At 68.9% G+C, this 16,347-nt stretch carries 8 protein-coding genes and 3 pseudogenes; 6 read left to right on the top strand and 5 right to left on the bottom strand.

Annotated elements, in window-relative coordinates:
• Positions 1 to 4 precede the first annotated feature (4 nt).
• Positions 5 to 913: pseudogene (locus Q5762_RS11450) on the bottom strand (IS701 family transposase); the annotation flags it as partial.
• Positions 914 to 1,081: 168 nt separating this feature from the next.
• On the opposite strand from Q5762_RS11450, the gene Q5762_RS11445 reads away from it, so the two are divergent.
• Positions 1,082 to 1,486 (top strand): type II toxin-antitoxin system PemK/MazF family toxin, encoded by a 405-nt coding sequence (locus Q5762_RS11445; RefSeq protein WP_315891904.1) that lies wholly within the window; start codon positions 1,082 to 1,084, stop codon positions 1,484 to 1,486.
• Between the two features lie 101 nt (positions 1,487 to 1,587).
• Here the strand turns inward: Q5762_RS11445 and Q5762_RS11440 are convergent, their stop codons facing one another.
• The gene (locus Q5762_RS11440; RefSeq protein ID WP_315891903.1) at positions 1,588 to 1,740 is read right to left on the bottom strand and encodes a hypothetical protein; all 153 of its coding nucleotides are present in this window, start codon (positions 1,738 to 1,740) and stop codon (positions 1,588 to 1,590) included.
• Between the two features lie 42 nt (positions 1,741 to 1,782).
• The gene (locus tag Q5762_RS11435; protein ID WP_315891902.1) at positions 1,783 to 2,442 is read right to left on the bottom strand and encodes an MSMEG_1061 family FMN-dependent PPOX-type flavoprotein; all 660 of its coding nucleotides are present in this window, start codon (positions 2,440 to 2,442) and stop codon (positions 1,783 to 1,785) included.
• Between the two features lie 186 nt (positions 2,443 to 2,628).
• Between Q5762_RS11435 and Q5762_RS11430 the strand changes: the two are divergent.
• Positions 2,629 to 2,828: pseudogene (locus tag Q5762_RS11430) on the top strand (transposase); the annotation flags it as partial.
• Positions 2,829 to 3,200: 372 nt separating this feature from the next.
• On the opposite strand, the pseudogene Q5762_RS11425 reads toward Q5762_RS11430, so the two are convergent.
• Both Q5762_RS11425 and Q5762_RS11420 read right to left on the bottom strand, forming a co-directional pair.
• A pseudogene (locus Q5762_RS11425) lies at positions 3,201 to 4,138 on the bottom strand (MerR family transcriptional regulator).
• Between the two features lie 153 nt (positions 4,139 to 4,291).
• Positions 4,292 to 4,798 (bottom strand): hypothetical protein, encoded by a 507-nt coding sequence (locus Q5762_RS11420; protein WP_399494918.1) that lies wholly within the window; start codon positions 4,796 to 4,798, stop codon positions 4,292 to 4,294.
• 533 nt (positions 4,799 to 5,331) lie between these two features.
• Between Q5762_RS11420 and Q5762_RS11415 the strand changes: the two genes are divergently transcribed.
• From Q5762_RS11415 to Q5762_RS11400, 4 genes are all read left to right on the top strand, one after another.
• Complete coding sequence (locus Q5762_RS11415; RefSeq protein WP_315891901.1) at positions 5,332 to 6,342, top strand: LacI family DNA-binding transcriptional regulator; 1,011 nt, start codon at positions 5,332 to 5,334, stop codon at positions 6,340 to 6,342.
• 363 nt (positions 6,343 to 6,705) lie between these two features.
• Positions 6,706 to 10,077, top strand: coding sequence for a CARDB domain-containing protein (locus tag Q5762_RS11410; RefSeq protein ID WP_315891900.1), 3,372 nt, complete (start codon positions 6,706 to 6,708; stop codon positions 10,075 to 10,077).
• 152 nt (positions 10,078 to 10,229) lie between these two features.
• Positions 10,230 to 14,522 (top strand): discoidin domain-containing protein, encoded by a 4,293-nt coding sequence (locus Q5762_RS11405; protein ID WP_315891899.1) that lies wholly within the window; start codon positions 10,230 to 10,232, stop codon positions 14,520 to 14,522.
• A 306-nt stretch (positions 14,523 to 14,828) separates the two neighbouring features.
• Complete coding sequence (locus tag Q5762_RS11400) at positions 14,829 to 16,247, top strand: extracellular solute-binding protein (protein ID WP_315891898.1); 1,419 nt, start codon at positions 14,829 to 14,831, stop codon at positions 16,245 to 16,247.
• The last annotated feature ends 100 nt before the right edge of the window (positions 16,248 to 16,347 follow it).

The following is a 16,347-nucleotide window of genomic DNA, read 5'->3' as shown; positions in this document are numbered from 1 at the left end:
AGCGTCTTCTTCGACGTCGAGAAATTCGCCCCGTACACCTCAAGCGCACGGGTGCGGGCGAGTAGCAGCGGTAGTAGGCGAGTTCGCCGGTGCTGCGGTTACGGCGGATCAGCAGCTGACGACTCCCGGGTCGGGGGTCGGCGAGGTCGATGACTGCCCAGTCGTAGAGACGGTGGCCCTTGGCCCCGGCCCCTGCGGAGAGCTTCTGCCAAGCCCGCTTGGGCACCTTCTTGGTCAGGGTGTCCGCACGGAGCCTCCCCGCCCCGGTGGTGACTTCGTGCGAGCAGGCCACCGCGAGGACGTAGCCGGTGCCGCGTTCCTCCAGTGCGGTTCGCAGCTTGGGGTTGCCGCCGTAGACCTCGTCGCCGGCGACCCATGCGGCCTGGTGGCCGGCGTCCAGGAACCGGGCAACCATACGAGTGGTCAGTTCCGGCTTGGTGGCGAAGGCGGTGTCCTGGTCGAGTCCGGCATCCCGGCAGCGGTCAGGGTCGGAGGTCCATGAACGCGGGACGTACAGTTCCCGGTCCACTGCCGCGTGCCCGCGCCGGCCGGCGTAGACCAGGCAGACGGCGACCTGGGCATTTTCGATCCTGCCCGCGGTACCGGTGTACTGGCGCTGGACGCCGACCGTGTCGGTGCCCTTCCTCACGTCCCCGGTCTCGTCGACCACCAGTACCGCCTGGTCGTCGTGCAGGTGGTCCACCACGTAGTCACACACATCGTCGCGGACCCGGTCGGCGTCCCACTTGGCCCGGCCGAGCAGGTGCTGCATGCCGTCCGGGGTCCTCTCCCCGGCCCATTCGGCGATGGTCCAGCAGTTCTCGCGCGGCAGGTCCGACAGCAGTCCGAGCACCAACTTCCGGACCCGGAACCGGGGTTCGACCCGTGTGAACCGTCCCGCTATCCGGCTCATCAGGCCCTCGAACGCCTCCTGCCAGCGGGCAGGGTCTACGCTGTGACCCGCGGCCACAGCGTGATCGTTTGTCTTCACACACCGATGATCAACGGGTGGCCGCACCCGTCTCCACAGCGCGTCGGGGTCGCCCAGCGTCCGCCCGCCGTTCCTGTGTCAGGAGGACATGTGCAACGTGGCGAGGTCTGGTGGGTGGAGTTCGACGAGCGGCGGCCGGTCGTGCTGCTGTCGGGAGACGACGCGTCCGGGATCCGGGTGATGCAGGTCGTCGCTCGGGCGGGTGTCGACATCACCGGTCTGGGCGTCGAAGTGGCAGTAGGCGCCGCGGAAGGACTGCCCTTTGAAGGCGTGCTGCGGTTCGCGTTGCCGCGTCCGGGCTTTACCCCTTGCACGTGGCTGACCACCGTGTCCCGGGACGACCTGATCGAGCGAGCGGGCGTTCTGTCCTCCGCGAAACTCAGCGAGATTGAGAACGCCCTCCGTCTCGGTGAGCAGGCGAAGGAGTGGACCCCGGCGACGACCGCGAAGCTCAGCGAGATAAGGAACGCCCTCCGTCTCGGTGGACTCGGGTAGGCGGAGAAGGAACGGACGCCCGCGACGGCGTGGTCGGTCTCGTCCAGATGATCGACGCTGCCAGCTGCCTCCTCGGCGCCCTTCACGATCGAGATCACGAACTACGGCTGGAGTACTAAGGAGCCCTCGCTGAAGGCCTCGCGCACGACCAGCGGTTGCTTGTCCACGAGTTCGTCCAGGCGCGCGTCAAGGAGCTGGCGCGCCCCCGCCACGTCTGCGGGCAGGGGGACCTGGCGGGCGGCCACCTGATCCATGTGGGGGGCCCAGTCCTCGTACGGGCCGGTAGTGCCGGCGCGTTACTCGTACCGGTACTTCAGCGAATCCGCTTCCGCCTGCTCGATGTCAGTGATCGTCAGCTCCGGCATCCGCAGCTGGGCCAGCGTCACCTCGGCCGAGGTCGGCTGGGCGTCCCCCGGCAGCCACTGTTCCGGCTTCCAGGCCCCGCTACGCAGGAGCGACTTGGGGCAGTGCGGGTAGACCTCCTCGATCCCCAGCACCAGCGCACTGGCCGGCGGCTTGCCCACGGCGGTCAGCTGCGACAGCAGCTCCGGGCGGGTGGAGACGCAGGCCCGGCCGTTCACCCTGAGCGTCGTGGTGCGCCCCGGGATGACGAACAGCAGCCCGGCCCGTCCGGTGGCGACGACGTTCTGCAGGGTGTCAAGACGCTTGTTGCCGGTCGCGTCAGGTATCGCTACCGTCCGTGTGTCCAGGACGGCGACGAACCCGGCGGGGCCGCCGCGCGGGGAAACGTCACAGTTGCCCTCGGCGTCCGCGCTGGCGACCAGGACCAGCGATGAGCAGCCGATCAACCGCCGGGTCTGCTCGGTGAGTTCGGTCATCTGCTTGCGCAATGCCGCGTCTTTGGGGAGTTCGTAGGCCCGGCGCAGCGCCTCCTGGTCGGGCACGGAGTCGAGGAGGAGCGAGTCGAAGGCACTGCTGGCAAGGGGTGACGTCATGCCCCGACCCTAATGGGCCCCGACCTGCGATTGATCTTGGTCGGTGAGTGCGGGGACGTAGAGACGCCGACGCGAGTTGTCTGGTGTGTGAAGATCAAACCGGCCCGCGCGGCCATGTCCCATCCTGCCTTGCATCGTGAACTTGCCGCAGTTGTCGGAGATCTACGAGGTGGGGTCCTCCACGATCGGCCGGGCGTTGAGGCATGGGCGTCGCTGCGTGACTGCGCCGGCGCGGCATGCGCGCCCCCGTCATGGCGGTCGGCGACGGCACGCTGGGCTCTTGGAAGGCCCTGGCCGAGGTCTTCCCCGCCACCCGCGAACAACGCTGTTGGGCGCACAAACCCGCGAACATGTTGGACGCCCTACCGAAGTCGGCCCAACCCGCCGATCGAATCCGCCCAGGCGCGCTGGCGTCAACGCATCCCACCTCGTCGCACTGGTCCGGGCCGGCGCCCACTGTGAACGCGGCCACTTCGTTGAGCGCCCCGAGACCCTCGCGGCATAGGCGGCCTCAACCGATCCGCAGACGTCGAGTGAACCTCAGACATCCATGCGCCGTATGTGTAGGTGGCCATCGAGAGGGAAGGTGGGCGGCGCTGCAACGTCCTCCATGCGCCAGGGTCGAAGGACGAGAGCGGGAGCAGACGGCGTCGCTCCCGCCTGCAGTATGACGGGGGCATTCACAAACCGATCATGTGCGGCGGCGTTTTCACCAGACGCCAGCCGTGTCCGGCTCATGCCGCCTTGCGACCGCCCCGTCATTGCTGTGTCCGGACGCGCAGAGCCTGGACGGACCATTCGATCGCTGGAGCCAGACTCTCCGGGGCCGGCCAGCCGTTGACCACTGCGAGCAGCTGGAGGTATCGCTCTCTGCGGGGGTCGTTCACGCTCTCCAGCCGTGTCGCCAGCCGGCGGCGAAGCTTGACGTCGTCGGGAGGCCGAGGAGGTGCGCGTAGTGATCTGTGAGCTCCGCGACGATTGGATCGGCCTGGGGTGAGGCCAGGTCGATGCCCGCGGTCAAGGCCGGGCCGGCCTGGTCACGGACGGTTGCGGCAATGTCGCGGCGCGGGCCCGTGGTGTCACCTCGGGCCTGCTCGGCTGCCTGGTACTCGGCCATCCGCCGTACGCTGGCTCGGAAATCCGGATCCTGGGACATTTCTGCCAGTTCCACCCATGCCTGGACCTGCTCCGCCTCCGGGTCGCCAGGCAGCTCCGGGGTCATCGAGCGCATGACCCCCGCGAATACGGGCGCGGCGTCAGGACCGCCGAAGACGGCGTCGAGGAAATCGCCGATCAGACGTCGGCGTTCGTCCTCGGAGAGCTGGGCAAGTTTGTGCATAATATCCGTCTCCTCGGGGGTGGACCCGCGTTTGGCCACTGCCGTCAGCACCGCGCGCCGCAGGCGCAGGGTACTGATCTGTACCGCCAGTGCTTCGGCGTGCGCCGCGGCGACCTCGGGAAAAGAGAGCTCCCGGTCCATGACCTTCCGGATCGTAGGAAGGTCCAGTCCCAGTTCGCGCAGGGTTCGCACGAGGTCCAGGCGTGCAGCGGCATCTACGTTGTAAAGGCGGTAGCCGGCCGGGCTCCGGTCAGTCGGCGCCACGATTCCGCGATCGGAGTAGAACCGGATGGTCTTGACCGTGAGACCGGTCCGCTGGGCCAGCTCGCCGATCGAGTAGAGCGTGTCGTCGTGCATGCCCCCACCTTGGGGTCTCCCCCTAGTGGAGACTCAAGCCCATCCGTCTGCCGACAGCCCACCACTCCTTGTCCACAGGACTTGACTATTACTCCGCTCGTCGGACCGCCAAGTGGTGGGACTGGGGTAGCCGATGTCAAGGACGTAGAAGGGCTAGGCCTGCCCCCGGGCCCGGTGCCGCTTCGCGTACGACCAGGTCACCGCAGTCATCAGGGCCGGGATGGCGAACAGCGGCGCGAAGGTGAAGCCCCAGACGGTCTGTGCCGTACCGCTCGACATGTACGTCTGGCTCTCGACCGTGAAAGCGACCACGAGTTGCCACAGCGTCACCAGGACCAGGATGCCCGAGGCGGTCCAGGCCAGCGGGGCGAGGACTCTGGGGTGCAGCGGCCGCCACCGGTCGGTGACGAGCAGTACCGGAAACAGAGCGCCCAGCTCGATGAGGACCGAGAGCCCGACGACGTATGCGATGCCCCAGCCCGGGATGTCGAAGACGTCACGCAGAACCTGGTCGCTGTAGCCGACGTAGACACCGGACGCCATGGCGATGCGCCACAGGCCGGACGGGACGGCGCACAGAGCGATGGCGTGGGCGGCGCGGCGAGCCCAGACGGGCGCAGGTGCGGCGGCGGGGAGAGGGGTGGTCGCTGTTGTCGTCATGGCGTACATGCTGGCCGTGGACATCGCGGCCGCGCTTCATCCGCTTCGGCGGACCGTATCCGCCCTGCGGGTGAGGGCGCACCCGCCGAGGGAAGACCTGAGGAGGGCTCAACCGCCGTACGGGATGAGTTGCTTCCAACCGCCCGGCGATCGAGGACCTCGCGACCAACCCGGGAGCGCCGTTGGCAGCCCCTCGCGGGCTGACCGCCCGGCACTGAGGGGGCGGGCACCCTCAGGAGGCGGCTCACCGACTCGCGCTCCTCGGTCGTGTCGGTCGCGTCGGTCGCGTCGGTCGTGTCCGGGAGGGCGGAGCCTGGGTGGAACCGGCGACGGCTCCACCGATGAGGACGAGGCCGTCGGCGCCGATTTGTCGCCCGCTCCTGCCCCCGGTACGTCGAGAACGTCACGGTGACCCGCAAGGCCACGTGCTTCTCTGCGTACTCCGCCCGCCCCGTCTCACTCCTGACCCAACCGGGGCGACCTTGAGCCTGGGTACGCAACATTCTTGCGAGATTTGCGATAGTCTTGCGTTCATGACGCGACGACTTGCTCAAGTGGCCAAGAAGGTGGGAGTCAGCGAGGCGACGGTCAGCCGTGTGCTGAACGGCAAGCCCGGTGTCTCCGAGGCGACGCGGCAGTCGGTTCTTACCGCCCTGGACGTGCTCGGATACGAGCGGCCCACGCAGTTGCGCGGAGAGCGGGCGCGCCTTGTCGGGCTCGTACTGCCGGAGCTGCAGAACCCCATCTTCCCCGCGTTCGCGGAGGTGATCGGCGGCGCGCTCGCGCAGCAGGGGCTGACCCCCGTGCTCTGTACGCAGACCAAGGGTGGCGTCTCCGAGGCCGACTACGTGGAGCTGCTCCTTCAGCAGCAGGTGTCCGGTGTCGTCTTCGCGGGCGGGTTGTTCGCGCAGGCGGACGCGCCGCACGACCACTACCACCAGCTGGCGGAGCGCAAGATCCCGGTCGTTCTCATCAACGCCTCCATCGAGGGGCTCGAATTCCCGTGCGTCTCCTGCGACGATGCCGTCGCAGTCGAGCAGGCCTGGCGCCACCTCGCCTCGCTCGGGCACGAGCGGATCGGGCTCGTCCTCGGCCCCAGCGACCACGTCCCGTCGCGCCGCAAGCTCGAAGCGGCCCGCGCGGCGGCCGAAGCGGCCGGCGCGAAGCTGCCCGACGAGCATGTCGTCCGATCGATCTTCTCCCTCGAAGGAGGCCAGGCAGCAGCCAATCGCCTCCTGGAGCGCGGGGTCACCGGCATCGTGTGCGCCAGCGACCCGCTCGCCCTGGGTGCCATAAGGGCCGCTCGCCGGCGCGGGCTCTCGGTCCCGTCGCAGGTCTCGGTCGTCGGTTTCGACGACTCCGCCTTCATGAACTGCACGGAGCCGCCCCTCTCCACGGTCCGTCAGCCCATCGAGGCGATGGGGCGCGCGGCGGTCGAGCTGCTCTGCGCGCAGATCCAGGGCACGCAGACCGACCCCGGCGAGCTCCTCTTCGAGCCCGAGCTCGTGGTGCGGGGGTCCACCGCTCCGCCGCCGCTCGGCTGAGTCAAGTCCCCTTCCCTCTTTGATCGTTCCTCGGCTCCGGCGCCGGGGAGGCACTCCGCCTCCCCGGCGCCGGAGCCGTTTTGTCGTCCGGGCGCGTCCGTGCGCGTCCGCGCGCGCCCGGGAACCTCCGGCGCTTCGACGCTGACCTGCGCGGATGCGGTGCCCCAAGGCGAGGTCATGTCACGGCTGTTGACAAAGCGGTGACCTGATAGAAACCTGACACCCCGACGGTGCAAAAGATTAACGAAAAAGCTCAATAAGTCTGTATCCAGCCGTCATTCATTGTCAGAGTTCCGCTGGGTTCCTGGCGTGAGTCACTGCTTTCGGCGCGGCGCCGCGGCCCCAGCAGGCGGAGAGGCCCATATGAGAGGCAAAATCCTGAGCTGGCGTTTGACGGTCGGCATGCTGATAGCCGCACTGGTCGCCGTCGGACTCCTTCCCGTCCACGCACACGCGGCAGCCGCCGCCGGGCCCAACCTGGCGCTCGGCAGAACGGCCACGGCCGGCGGCGCCCACGGCGCGTACCCGGCCGCCAATGTCACCGACGGAAGCCAGGCGTCCTACTGGGAGGGCCCGGTCGGGTCGTTCCCCCAGTGGGTGCAGGTCGACCTCGGCACCGGAACCCAGGTCGACAGCGTCGTACTGAAGCTCCCCACCACCTGGGAGTCCCGTAACCAGACCCTCAGTGTGCTCGGCAGCACCGACGGCAGCTCCTTCACCACCCTCGCAGCCGCCCAGTCCCGCGCGTTCGCCCCCGCCCAGGCGAACACCGTGACCATCCCCGTCACCTCCGTCACCACCCGGTACGTCCGGATCCAGGTGGCGTCGAACACCGGCTGGAACGCGGCCCAGCTGTCCGAGCTCGAGGTCTACGGAGACGGCGGACCGGTCGACCCTCCGCCGCAGGGGACCAACCTCGCGCGCAACAAGCCGATCGAGGCGACCTCGACCACGCAGACGTACGTGGCCGCCAACGCCAACGACGACAGCGCCACCACCTACTGGGAGTCCGCCGGCTTCCCGTCGAGCCTGACGGTGAAGCTCGGCGCGAACGCCGACGTGACCGCCGTGGTCGTCAAGCTCAACCCCGACCAGGCCTGGGGCCCCAGGACGCAGGCGATCGAGGTCCTCGGACGTGAGCAGGGAGCCTCCGGCTTCACCTCGCTCAAGGCGCGGGCCGACTACGCCTTCAGCCCGTCATCCGGCCAGAACACCGTCACGATCCCGGTGACCGGCCGGTACGCGGACCTGCGCCTGACCTTCTTCTCCAACACCGGCGCCCCCGGCGGCCAGGTCGCGGAGTTCCAGGTCGTCGGCACGGCCGCGCCCAACCCCGACCTCACCGTCACCGACCTGACCTGGACCCCGTCCTCCCCCTCCGAGACGGACTCCGTGACGGTCGACGCCACCGTGCGCAACGCCGGCACGGCCGCCGCGCCCGCCACCACCGTCCAGGTCAGCCTGGAGGGCGCCGTGGCCGGTTCCGCCCCGGTCGGCGCGCTCGCCGCAGGCGCCTCGGCGACCGTCCCCGTCACGGTGGGCAAGCGCCCCATGGGCTCGTACACCGTCTCGGCCGTGGTCGACCCGACCGACACCGTTGCCGAGCAGGACAACAGCAACAACAGCCGGACGGCGGCGGCGAAACTCGTCGTCGGCCAGAGCCCCGGCCCCGACCTGCGGGTCACGGGGATCACCACCAACCCCGCCAGCCCCGCCGTCGGCTCCGCCGTCACCTTCACCGTCGCGGTCGACAACCGCGGCACCACGGGCGTCCCGGCCGGCTCGGTCACCCGCCTGACGGCCGGAACCACCACCCTGAACGGCACCGCGGGCGCGATCGCCGCGGGCCAGACCGCCACCGTCGCGATCTCCGGCACCTGGACCGCCACCAGCGGCGGTGCCACGCTCACCGCGACCGCCGACGCCACCGGGACCGTCGCCGAGACCGACGAGAACAACAACGTCTTCACCCGCTCCCTCGTCGTCGGACGCGGCGCGGCCGTGCCGTACACCGAGTACGAGGCGGAGGACGCCCGCTACGAGGGCACCCTGCTCACCGCCGACCAGAAGCGGACCTTCGGCCACACCAACTTCGCCACCGAGTCCTCCGGCCGCCAGTCGGTGCGCCTCAACTCCCAGGGCCAGTACGTGGAGTTCACCGCGACGAACCCGTCCAACTCGATCGTGGTGCGCAACTCCGTGCCCGACTCCGCCGCGGGCGGCGGGGCGGAGGCAACGATCAGCCTCTACGCGGACGGCGTCTTCGTCCGCAAGCTGACTTTGACGTCCAAGTACAGCTGGCTCTACGGCACCAGCGACGACCCCGAGGGCCTCACCAACCGGCCCGGCGGTGACGCGCGGCGGCTCTTCGACGAGTCCCAGGCGCTGCTCACCCAGACCTATCCCGTGGGCACGAAGTTCCGGCTCCAGCGCGACGCGGGCGACTCGGCGGCCTTCTACGTCATCGACCTGATCAACCTGGAGCAGGTGGCGCCCCCGGCGGCGAAGCCGGCCAACTGCGTCTCCATCACCGAGTACGGCGCCGTGCCCAACGACGGCATCGACGACACCGACGCCATCCAGCGGGCGGTGACCGCCGACCAGAACGGCCAGATCCCCTGCGTCTGGATCCCCGCCGGTCAGTGGCGCCAGGAGCAGAAGATCCTGACGGACGACCCGCTCAACCGGGGCCAGTTCAACCAGGTCGGCATCCGGGACGTCACGATCCGGGGCGCGGGCATGTGGCACTCCCAGCTGTACACGCTGACCCCGCCGCAACAGGCGGGCGGCATCAACCACCCGCACGAGGGCAACTTCGGCTTCGACATCGACGACAACACGCAGATTTCCGACATCGCCATCTTCGGGTCGGGCCAGATCCGCGGCGGCGACGGCAACGCCGAGGGCGGAGTCGGCCTCAACGGCCGCTTCGGCAAGGGCACCAAGATCAACAACGTCTGGATCGAGCACGCCAACGTCGGCGCCTGGGTCGGCCGCGACTACTCCAACATCCCCGAGTTGTGGGGTCCTGGCGACGGTGTTGAGTTCACCGGCATGAGGATCCGCAATACCTACGCCGACGGCATCAACTTCGCCAACGGCACCCGGAACTCCACCGTCTTCAACTCGTCCTTCCGCAACACCGGGGACGACGCGCTGGCGGTGTGGGCCAGCAAGTACGTCAAGGACACCTCAGTGGATATTGGATCCAATAACCACTTCCGCAACAACACCATCCAACTCCCGTGGCGCGCCAACGGCATCGCGATCTACGGCGGCTTCGGGAACACGATCGAGAACAACATCATCTCGGACACCATGAACTACCCGGGCATCATGTTGGCGACCGACCACGACCCGCTGCCCTTCACCGGGCAGACCCTGATCGCCAACAACGCCCTGCACCGCACCGGCGGCGCGTTCTGGAACGAGGACCAGGAGTTCGGCGCGATCACGCTCTTCGCGCAGGGCCAGCCCATCCCGGGCGTCACGATCCGGGACACCGACATCGTCGACTCGACGTACGACGGCATCCAGTTCAAGACGGGTGGCGGCGAGATGCCGGACGTGAAGATCACCAACGTCCGGATCGACAAGTCGAACAACGGCTCCGGCGTCCTCGCGATGAGCGGGGCGCGCGGCAGCGCGACGCTGACGGGCGTGACCATCACCAACTCGGCCGAGGGCGACGTCCTCATCGAGCCCGGTTCGCAGTTCGTCGTCAACCGGAACTGACCGTCACGCCACACCTCAAGCCCCCTTCACGCAACACCCTCACGCCACACCCCGTGCGGCGGCCCCGTTCCGGCGGGGCCGCCGCCACTGAGCCGTGCCTCGTCGCCGGTCGGGCACGAGGCCGAGATCGAGATCGAGGACTGAGAGGACAGATGAGCATCTTCTCCGACTGGAGACCACGGTTCCTGAGCGCCGTGGTCGCGACCAGCCTCCTGGCACTGGGCGGTCCCCTGGTGACCGCGCAGGCCGCGGGCGGCCCCAACATCGCCCTCGGCGACGCGGCCGCGGCCAGCAGCGCCGTGGCCGAGTACGGCGCCGGCAACATCACCGACGGCAACCAGGGCTCGTACTGGCAGAGCGCGGGCAGCAGCCTGCCCCAATGGGTGCAGGCCGACCTCGGCACCACGACCCGCGTGGACGAGGTGGTCCTGAAACTGCCCGCCGGCTGGGAGAGCCGTAACCAGACGCTCTCCGTCCAGGGCAGCGCCGACGGCACCAGCTTCGCCACCCTCAAGAACTCCGCCACCTACACCTTCACCCCGGGCGCGGCCAACACCGTCACGGTGACGTTCCCCGCCACCCAGACGCGGTTCGTCCGCGTCGACATCACCGCCAACACCGGCTGGCAGGCCGCCCAGCTCTCCGAGCTGGAGGTGCACGCCGCCGACGGCTCCTCCGTCAACCTGGCGAGCGGACGCACGCTGACCGCGAGCAGCCACACCGAGGTGTACGCGGCGGGCAACGCCAACGACGGCAACCGGGCCACGTACTGGGAGAGCGCCAACAACGCCCTCCCGCAGTGGATCCAGGCCGATCTCGGCTCGGCCGTCCGCGTCGACCGGGTCGTCCTGCGCCTGCCCTCCACCTGGGAGACCCGCAGTCAGACCCTGAAGATCCAGGGCAGCACCGACGGCACCGCCTTCACCGACCTGACCGCCTCCCAGGCGCACACCTTCGACACGGCCGGCGGACACTCCGCGACGATCACCTTCGACGCCACCACCACCCGGTACGTCCGCGTCCTGGTCACGGCGAACAGCGTCCAGCCCGCCGGCCAGCTCTCCGAGCTGGAGGTCTACGGCCCGCAGACCGGCGACACCCAGGCCCCGTCCGCGCCCGCGAACCTCGCCTACACCCAGCCCGCGACCGACCAGATCAGGCTCACCTGGAACGCCGCCACCGACAACGTCGGAGTGACGGGCTACGACATCTACGCCAACGGCGCCCTGCTCACCGGCGTCGCCGGGGGAGTCACCACCTTCACCGACACCCGGCCGGCGAACCAGACCGTCACCTACCTCGTACGCGCCAAGGACGCGGCAGGCAACCAGTCGGCCGACAGCAACACCGTGACCCGTACCGGCGACACGGGGGACACCCAGGCGCCCACCGCGCCCGCGAACCTCGCGCTCACCGAGCCCGCCGCCGGTCAGATCAAGCTGACCTGGAACGCCTCCTCGGACAACGTGGGCGTCACCGGATACGACGTCTACGCCAACAACACCCTCCGGGGCAGCGTGGCCGGCAACGTCACCACGTACACCGACACCCAGCCGGCCTCCGCCACCGTCACCTACCACGTCCGTGCCAAGGACGCGGCGGGCAACCAGTCGGCCAACAGCAACGCCGTGACCCGCGACGGCACCGGCGGTACGGGCTCCAACCTGGCGGTCGGCAAGGAGATCGCCGCCTCCTCCACGGTGCACACCTACGCCGCGGTCAACGCCAACGACAACAACGTGGCGACCTACTGGGAGGGCGCGGGCGGCAGCTACCCGCAGACCCTCACCGTGAAGCTCGGCTCCAACGCCGACCTCGACCGGCTCGTCCTCAAGCTCAACCCGGACGCCGCCTGGGCCACCCGCAGCCAGACGATCGAGGTCCTCGGCCGCGAGCAGAGCGCGTCCGGCCACAGCAGCCTCGTCGCCGCGAAGAGCTACACCTTCAACCCGGCGAGCGGGGGCAACACCGTCACGATCCCGCTCTCCGCCCGGGTCGCCGACGTCCAGCTGAAGTTCACCGCCAACTCTGGCTCCTCGGCGGGTCAGTTGGCGGAGTTCCAGGTCATCGGCGTTCCGGCGCCCAACCCGGACCTGGAGGTCACCGGGCTGACCGCCTCGCCCGCCTCCCCGGTCGAGTCGGACCCGATCACGGTCAGCGCCACCGTCCGCAACAGCGGTCCGGCCGCCGCACCGGCCAGCGCCGTCGCCCTGCGCCTCGGCGGCACCAAGGTCGCCACCGCCCAGGTCGGGGCCCTGGCCGCCGGCGCCCAGACCACGGTCAGCGCCTCCATCGGCGCGCGGGACGCCGGTTCGTACCAGCTGAGCGCGGTCGCCGACGAGGCGAACGCGGTCATCGAACAGAACGAGTCCAACAACACCTTCACCAGCCCCACCGACCTGGTGGTCAAGCCGGTCTCCAGCTCCGACCTGGTCGCGTCCTCGGTCACGACGTCGCCGTCCAGCCCCGCGGCCGGCCAGGCCGTCACCTTCAAGGTGGCCGTGAAGAACCAGGGCACCGTGGCGAGCGCCACGGGCAGCCACGGCATCACGCTCACCCTCGTCGACTCCACCGGTGCCACGGTCAGGACGCTGACCGGGGCGCACAACGGAGCCATCGCCGCCGGGGCCACGGTCGAGGTGAGCCTCGGATCCTGGACCGCCGTCAACGGCTCGTACACCGTGCGGGTCGTCCTCGCCGACGACGCCAACGAACTGCCGGTCAAGCGTGCCAACAACACCTCCACCCAGCCGCTGTTCGTCGGCCGCGGCGCCAACATGCCGTACGACATGTACGAGGCGGAGGACGGCACCGCCGGGGGAGGGGCGCAGGTCGTCGGCCCGAACCGGACCGTCGGCGACATCGCGGGCGAGGCCTCGGGCCGCAAGGCCGTGAACCTCGACGCGACGGGCGAGTACGTCGAGTTCACCACCCGCGCCGACACGAACACCCTGGTCGCCCGCGTCTCGCTGCCCGACTCCCCGGGCGGTGGCGGCATCGACTCCACGATCAACGTGTACGTCGACGGGGTGTTCAAGAAGGCGCTCCCGGTGACGTCGAAGTACGCCTGGCTGTACGGCGCCGAGACCGCGCCCGGCAACTCGCCGGGGTCCGGCGCCCCGCGGCACATCTACGACGAGGCGAACGTCATGCTCGGCGAGACCGTGCGGGCGGGAAGCAGGATCCGGCTGCAGAAGGACGCCGCGAACAGCCAGCCGTACGCGATCGACTTCATCAACCTGGAGCAGGTCGCGCCGGTCGCCAACCCCGACCCGGCCACGTACACGATCCCGGCAGGCTTCGGCCACCAGGACGTGCAGAACGCCCTCGACAAGGTACGGATGGACACCACGGGCACCCTCGTCGGCGTCTACCTGCCGCCGGGCGACTACCAGACGTCGAGCAAGTTCCAGGTGTACGGAAAGCCCGTGAAGGTCGTCGGCGCCGGCCCCTGGTACACGAAGTTCCACGCGCCCTCGACGCAGGACAACACCGACGTCGGCTTCCGGGCCGAGGCGGCGGCGAAGGGCTCGCTCTTCAAGGGCTTCGCGTACTTCGGCAACTACACCTCGAGGATCGACGGTCCGGGCAAGGTGTTCGACTTCGCGAACGTCACGGACATCGTCATCGACGACATCTGGAACGAGCACATGGTGTGCCTCTACTGGGGCGCCAACACCGACCGGATCACCATCAAGAACTCCCGGATCCGCAACATGTTCGCCGACGGCATCAACATGACCAACGGGTCGACGGACAACCTCGTGACCAACAACGACGCCCGGGCCACCGGCGACGACAGCTTCGCGCTGTTCTCCGCGATCGACGCGGGCGGCGCGGACATGAAGAACAACGTCTACGAGAACCTGACGTCGACGCTGACCTGGCGGGCCGCGGGTGTCGCCGTCTACGGCGGCTACAACAACACCTTCCGCAACATCCACATCGCGGACACGCTCGTCTACTCCGGCATCACCATCTCCTCGCTGGACTTCGGCTACCCGATGAACGGCTTCGGCACCGATCCCACGACCTTCGAGAACATCTCGATCGTCCGGGCCGGCGGGCACTTCTGGGGCTCGCAGACCTTCCCGGGCATCTGGGTGTTCTCCGCCTCCAAGGTCTTCCAGGGGATCAGGGTCAACCAGGTCGACATCGTCGACCCGACGTACAGCGGCGTGATGTTCCAGACGAACTACGTCGGCGGGCAGCCGCAGTTCCCCATCAAGGACACCGTCTTCACGGACATCTCGATCACGGGCGCGCGCAAGAGCGGGGACGCCTACGACGCCAAGTCCGGCTTCGGTCTGTGGGCCAACGAGATGCCCGAGTCCGGGCAGGGGCCGGCCGTGGGGGAGGTGACCTTCAACGGCCTTCAGCTGAGCAACAACGCGGTGGACATCCGTAACACCACGTCCACCTTCAAGATCAACGTCAACCCCTAGCGGGTCCGGCGGACATCACGGCCGACCGCCGGTCATCACGGGCAGGGACCCGGCGGCACCACGGGCGCAGGCCCGGCGAGGTCGGCGCGGGCGGCTTGCGGCTGCTTGCGCCGGCCTTGCGTGCGTGGGGGGCGATCGACCGTCAGGGACCCCGATTCCCCGGTCTCCTTCTTTTTCTTGTCAGGCAATTACGAAATCAGCGCGATATCTTGCGTTCACTTGTTGGGGGTGGTTGAGTGTGGCGCGCCCCACAAAACGCACCGGCGGTGGGGTGACCTCCACGTTCATGCCCGAAGGGGACCACCCATGAGAAGTGCCCGGTTCCGCCGTACGCGCCGCGCCAGCGCGGTCACCCTCGTCTCCGCGCTCACGCTGACCGCGCTCGCCGCCTGTGGTACGAGCAGCAGCGACAGCAACGGCAGCGGCGGTTCCGAGGGCGGCGGTTCGTCCGACCCCGCCGCTCCGCTGGACCCGAAGACCAAGGTGACGCTCACCATCGACTGCATGCCCCCGGCGGCGAAGGCGGCCGAGCTCAAGGAGTGGAAGGAGGACGTCGCCGCCTTCAACAAGACGTACCCCAACGTCACGATCGAGGGCCGCTCCACCGCCGGCCAGTGCCTCGAACCGCCCCGCTTCACCGCCATGCTCAAGGCGAAGTCGCAGCCGGACGTCTTCTACACCTACTTCACCGACCTGCCGCAGGTTCTCGACAACGACGGCGCCGCCGACATCACCGCGTACGTCAACGACAAGACGGTCCCCGCCCTGAAGGACATCGACCCGAACGTCCTCGGCTCGCTCAAGCAGGACGGCAAGCTGTACGGGCTGCCCACCAGCAACTACACGATGGGCCTGCTCGTCAACCGCAAGCTCTTCACGCAGGCCGGGCTCGACCCCGACGCGCCGCCGCGCACCTGGGAGGAGGTCCGCGCCGCCGCGAAGAAGATCGCCGGACTCGGCAACGGGGTCGCGGGCTTCGGCGAGTACAGCGCGGGCAACACCGGTGGCTGGCACTTCACCGCGCAGATGTACAGCGTGGGCGGCGAGGTCGTCGACGCGAGCGGCAAGAAGGCCGCCTTCAACAACGAACTCGGCAAGCAGGTCGCGAAGAACCTCCACGCCATGCGCTGGGAGGACGACAGCATGGGGAAGACCCAGCTGCTCAAGTGGGGCGACCTGCAGAAGCAGATAGCCACCGACAAGCTCGGCATGTTCCTCGCCGCGCCCGACGACATCGCGTACATGGTCCAGCAACTCGGCGCGAAGTACGAGAACTTCGGCATGGGCCCGATCCCCGGCGAGAAGGCCACCCTGGCCGGCGGCAACAACTACATGGTCAAGAAGGGGATCTCCGCCGACAAGATCAAGGCCGCCGTCGCCTGGCTGAACTTCAAGAACCTCACGGTCGGGAAGGGCCAGTTCGAGTGGTCCCGCGCCAAGGCGGACGGTCTGCCCGTCGGCGTACCGCAGCCCAACTTCTGGCTGAACGAGTCCAAGACCACGGATGACGCCGCGCGCGTGCAGCACGCCACCATGCCGGTCGCGAACTTCAAGACCTTCATGGACAACCCCGTCGCCGGCAAGGCGGAGCCGCCGAAGGCGCAGGAGGTCTACAAGGTCCTCGACAACGTGATGTCGGGCATCCTCACCAACAAGGACGCCGACATCGACAAGCTGCTCTCCACCGCCGAGTCGCAGGTGAACCAGGTCCTCGCCACCGGGTGACCGGATCCCGGGCAGGGGCGGCGGACCGAAGAGCCGCCCCGGCCCGGGCCCTCGGCCATCCACAGGACGACGACCCGGCAACCCCGGCAGACCAGCACCA

Origin of the sequence: Streptomyces sp. P9(2023) (genome assembly GCF_032436795.1) — a bacterium.
Classification (GTDB): Bacteria; Actinomycetota; Actinomycetes; order Streptomycetales; family Streptomycetaceae; genus Streptomyces.
This window is presented reverse-complemented; position numbering and strand designations above follow the sequence as displayed.